Annotated in this window: 2 protein-coding genes and 1 pseudogene; all 3 read right to left on the bottom strand. The window is 75.5% G+C overall.

The features are described 5' to 3' along the window. Positions 1-2,552, bottom strand: a pseudogene (locus ACQKIP_RS39395) (AAA family ATPase); the annotation flags it as partial. Further along, on the bottom strand, positions 2,549-3,712 hold the full coding sequence (locus ACQKIP_RS39390) for an exonuclease SbcCD subunit D (protein ID WP_365862271.1): 1,164 nt from the start codon (positions 3,710-3,712) through the stop codon (positions 2,549-2,551). The gene ACQKIP_RS39390 and the pseudogene ACQKIP_RS39395, both read right to left, overlap by 4 nt. Positions 3,713-3,839: 127 nt before the next feature. After that, a partial coding sequence (locus ACQKIP_RS39385) for a DUF6777 domain-containing protein (RefSeq protein WP_427745256.1) occupies positions 3,840-5,014 on the bottom strand: 1,175 nt, incomplete at its 5' end.

The following is a 5,014-nucleotide window of genomic DNA, read 5'->3' as shown; positions in this document are numbered from 1 at the left end:
AGGCCCGGGTGGCGTGCCACGCGGTCGTACTCGGCGCGCAGCGGCGCGAGCCGCCGGGCTCCGGCGGCCGACCGCTCGGAGAGCCGGTCGAGTTCGGCGCAGCACCGGGAGGCCGCGTCGAGCGCGGAGGCGGCCGCGCGGGTCCGCCTTCCGGCGTGCTCGGCGGCTTCCTGAGCGGCCCGGACGTCGGCCGGTGGCTGCTCGGCCGCGGCGGCGGCGTCCGGCTCGACGAGCAGGGAGCGCACCGCCGCCTCTTCGTTGCGCCACTCGTCGATACGGTGCTGGAGCTCGCGGTGGCGGGCATCGTCGAGCAGGGCTTCGGCCGCCTCGCCCGGCGTGTCGAACCCGGCGCGGAAGGCGGCGTCGGCGAGTCGCGCGTCGGCGTCCTTGAGCCGCTGCGCGGTGTCGTCGGCGGCGCGGGCGGCCTCCGCAGCTTCGGTCAGGAGCGCGGCCTGCCGCTCCAGCTGGGACGCGCGGGCCGCGACACTGCCGCTGGCTCCCCGCGCACGGGTCAACTCCTCCTCCAGACCGGCCTGTTCGCGGTCGAGGGAGTCCCGCAGGGTGGTGCGCGACGCGGCCCGTACGGCGGCTTCCTGCTGCACGGCGACCCTGCGGTCGTGCTCGCGCTCGGCCTGTGCGAGGGCTTCGCGGGAGGCGTGCAGAGCGGACGCGCCGCCGCGCGCCCCGGCGTGTTCGGCCCTCAGCTTCTCGACCGTCGCGGCGAGTCGCTCGACGGACGGTCCCTCCGCGGGGTCCGCCGGTTCCCCGCCGGTGGAGTCGTTGCCGGACGAGCCCAGCGCCGCCGCCCGGGCGGCCGCGAGCGCCTCGCGCACCTCGCCGAGCTGCCGCTCGTCCTGCGTGCGCCGCTCCTCCGCCCGCCGGTATGCGGCGAGCGCCGACTCCTCGGTGGCGCGGTCGACGTGACCGGCGTCCTTCGGGGCGGGCGCGGGGTGTTCGGTGGCGCCGCAGACCGCGCAGGGCGCGCCGTCGGCCAGGCCCGCGGCCAGCTCCGCCGCGATGCCGGTCAGGCGCTGTTCCTTCAGGGTCAGCCAGTGCTCGTGGGCCGCGGTGCTGCTCTCGCGGGCCGTGAGGGTGCGTTCGTACGCGGCCGTCGCCTCCTGAGCGAGGCCGTCGCGACGGCGTGCCGCGTCCAGCCTGCCCTGTGCGGGCTCCAGTTGGCCCGCGAGGTGCTCCGCGCGCGTGGCCGCCTCCTGGGCGGAGTCGATGCGCTCCTGGAGTGCGGCCTTGCTCGCCGCCCAGCTGTCGAGCCAGCCCGCGGCCTCGCGCAGCAGTTCGTCGTCTGCCCGCTCCTCGCGCTCCAGGGAGGTGCGCTCCGTGCGGAGTTGCGCCAGGCGCTGCTCGGCGCGCCGGGCGGATTCGAGGCCGCCGAGCTCTTCGGCGGCCTTGCGCGCGGCGGCGGCGAGGCCCGATGAGCCGGAGTCCGCGAACGTGGCGGGCAGGTGTCCGCGCGCGCGTGCCTCGTCGTCGCTCGCGCGGCGGTGCTCCTCCTCGGTGGCCCGGCGCAGGCCGAGGGCGGGGGCGACCGTCTCGGCCTTGCGGGCCCGCTCCATCCGGCTCTACCGTTCGCGGTGCTCGCCCGCGCGCTCCCGGAGGCGATCGGCCCGCTCCCGCGCCAGGGCGAACCGCCGTTGCAGGGAGTCGAGTTCGCGTACGCCGTCGAGCCTGCGCCCTGCGGCGGCCTGCGCGGATTCGGCGGCGTCAAGCGCGCACCCGGCGATCGCATGCTGTTCGCGGGCGCTGGTGCGGGCGACGGCGGCCCAGGCCAGGACGGCGTCGGCGAGCCCCGGATCACCGGGCGAAAGGTCCGGCAGCGGCGACTGTGCGCCGTCGAGCGCGTCCCCGGCGGCCTGCTGCATCCGGTGCGCGTCGGCCAGGAGCTCCCCGTCGCCCTCCCGCACCGCGCCCTCGGCCTCGCGCCGCTGCTCGGCGAGCCGCTGCTCGACCGCGGCGAACCTGCGCGTGTCGAAGAGCCGCCCGAGCAGCTTGCCGCGGGCCTCGGCGTCGGCCCGCAGGAAGCGCGCGAAGTCGCCCTGCGGCAGCAGCACCACCTGGCAGAACTGTTCCTTGCTCATGCCGAGCAGCTGGGTGATCTCCTCGCCGACCTCCTGGTGGGAGCGGCTGAGGTCCTTCCACGTGCCGGGCTGCCCGGCTTCCCCGGTCTCGTATTCGCGCAGCCAGCTCTGTGCCTTCTCCGTGGTCGTGCCGGTGCCGCGCTTCTTGGGGCGTTCCCAGGGCGGCTGCCGGGTGACTTCGAGGCGGCGTCCCGCGACGGTGAGTTCGAGGCACACCTCGGTCCGCGTTCCGGACTCCGCGTGGTCGCTGCGCAGCGTCACACCCTGGCCGCTGCCCTGGCGGGGTCCGGGCACCGAGCCGTACAGGCCGTAGCAGACGGCGTCCAGGACGGAGGTCTTTCCCGCGCCCGTCGGCCCGTGCAGCAGGAAGAGCCCGGCGGCGGAGAGATCGTCGAAGTCGATGTCCTGGGTGGTGCCGAAGGGGCCGAACGCGGTGATCCGGAGCCGGTGCAGCCTCATCGGGCCACCTCGCGCAGCGTCTCGTCGGTGCGGACCGTGTCGAACGCCGCCCGCAGCACCGCCTGCTCCCGCTCGTCGGGCCCCGCGCCGCGCACATGGGTCACGAAGTCCTCCGCGATCTGCTGGTCGGTGCGGCCCTCAAGACGCTTCGCGTAGGAGACGTCCGGGTCCTCGGGGGCGCGTTCCGGGTCGAAGACGAGGCTGAGGGTGTGCGGGAAGCGCTCGCAGAGGCGAGCCATGGGGTCGTCGGGGCGCACCGGGTCGGTGAGGGTCGCCTCGACCCAGGAATCCTCGTGGGCGGCGAGTTCCGGGTCGTCGAGCAGCGTCTCGATGGCGCCCCGGATACGGGCGAGCGGGCGGGGCACCGGGCAGTCGATGCGCTCGGCGGTGATCTCCCCCGCCGGGCCGAGGTCGACGAGCCACATGCTCTTGCGGTGCGCGGACTCGGAGAACGAGTACGGCAGCGGGGAGCCCGAGTAGCGGACGCGCTCGCTGATGGCCTGGCTGCCGTGCAGGTGGCCGAGCGCCGCGTAGTCGACGCCGTCGAAGACTCCCGACGGCACGGCGGCCACTCCGCCGACGGTGATGTCCCGCTCGCTGTCGCTGGCCTCGCCGCCGGTGACGAAGGCGTGGGCGAGGACGACGGACCGCGTGCCCGGCGGCCGGGCGGCCAGGTCGGCGCGCACCCGCTCCATGGCGGCCCCGAGCACCGCCTCGTGTCCCGCGCGCTTGACCCCGAGTTCGTCCTTGACCAGCGCCGGTTCGAGGTAGGGCAGGCCGTAGAACGCCACGTCGCCGTGGCCGTCGGCCAGGATCACCGGTTCCCCGCAGGCGGCGGGCGCGGTGCGCAGGTGGATGCCCGCGCGGCCGATGAGCCCGGCGCCGACGCCCAGGCGGCGCGCCGAGTCGTGGTTGCCGGAGATCATCACCGTCGGGATGCCGACGTCCGCGAGCCGGTGCAGGGCGTCGTCGAACAGCTCGACGGCGGCGAGCGGCGGCACCGCCCTGTCGTACACGTCCCCGGACACGACCACGACGTCCGCCTCGCGCTCACGCGCCGTGGCGACGAGATGACCGATGAATCCGGCCTGGGCGCCGAGCATGTTCACGCGGTGGAAGGACCGGCCCAGATGCCAGTCGGACGTGTGCAGAATTCTCAAGACGCCGCTCCGGCCCGCATGTTCGCTCAACCCCTCCTACGCCCCGGATCCAGCACCGCCCCAGCACGGGCCTCGCCGACAGCACCCACCACGCTAGCGCCTGTGGGCCCCTGCTCGATCACGAACCTCAATCTGCCGCCGGGGACGACGGCGGCTGCGGGGACTGCGAGACGGGCGGCTGCTCCTGCGGCGAAGAGGGCGTCTGCGGCGACGAGGCGGGCGGGGAGGAGGGCTCGCCGGTGGAGGGGGACGGGGACGGGGACGGGGACGAGGGAGAGGCGGAGGGAGTGGAGACGGACGGGGACGGGGACGGCTCGTTCACCGGCGGCTGGGTCTTCGTGTCGCCGCCTCCCGTGTCGCCCTTGTCACGTTCGAACCAGTCGCCGCTCTCGGGGTCGTACATGACGAACACGTTCACGACCTGGGCGGCGGGCGCCACGACCACGACGTTCGACGGCTGGTAGCCGGGCCACGCCTCGCCCGTCCGCTTGGGGGTGCTCTTCTGCGCGACGGGCGGGAGCAGCGGATTGCCGCAGGCACAGCGCACGCGCGGCACGCCCCGGTCGTCGACGAGGACGGCGGTGCCGGCCTGGAGGACGGCCTGGTAGGCGGTGGGGCCGCCGTCGCGGTAGCCGTGGTTGGTGACGCGGGTGTCCATGCGCAGCTGTACGGGCGTGAGCGAGCGGAGGTACGCGGGGACGGCCGAGGCGTCGATGTCGAGCACCGAGGCGAACGCCTTGTTCTTCGCCGGGTCGCCCGTGAGGGCGCCGACCTGCTTCTCCACGTCGCAGCTGCCGACCTTGCGCGTCCCGCCGTAGAGGCCGGGCGCGGAGCCGTCGACACCGCGGGTCACGTTGGCCGACGCCGACGAGCTCGGCAGCGCGCTCGGCGACGCGGGCGTGGAGTCGTCCCGGGCGGTCGAATCGGTGAACGGGTCGGGGCCCGACTTGCCCGCGGGCTGGAGGATGACCTCACCGGCGGATTCCTTGGTGCCGCCCGAGCCGTCGGGACGCGTGAGGACGACGGTCAGCACGACCGCGGCCACGAGCACCAGGGAGATCGCCGCCACGCGCGGCGCAGACCGCCACCAGGGACGGTCCGGCTCCGGGCTCCCGCCGGGGCTCGCGCCGTCCGGCGGGCCGCTAGGCGGACCGCCCGGAGGCTGCGACGGCCGGTCCCCGCCGGGCGGCGGCGTCGAACCCGCCTGGGTCGCGCCCGGCTGGGAAGAGCCCGGCTGGGACGGACCCGGCTGGGAAGGGCCCGAGAGCGGGCCTGACGGCGGTCCTGTGGGGCGTCCTGACG

Origin of the sequence: Streptomyces sp. NPDC059900, from assembly GCF_050270335.1 — a bacterium.
Classification (GTDB): domain Bacteria; phylum Actinomycetota; class Actinomycetes; order Streptomycetales; family Streptomycetaceae; genus Streptomyces.
The sequence above is the reverse complement of the archived record's forward strand: the minus strand, read 5'-3'. Positions and strand labels throughout refer to the sequence as shown.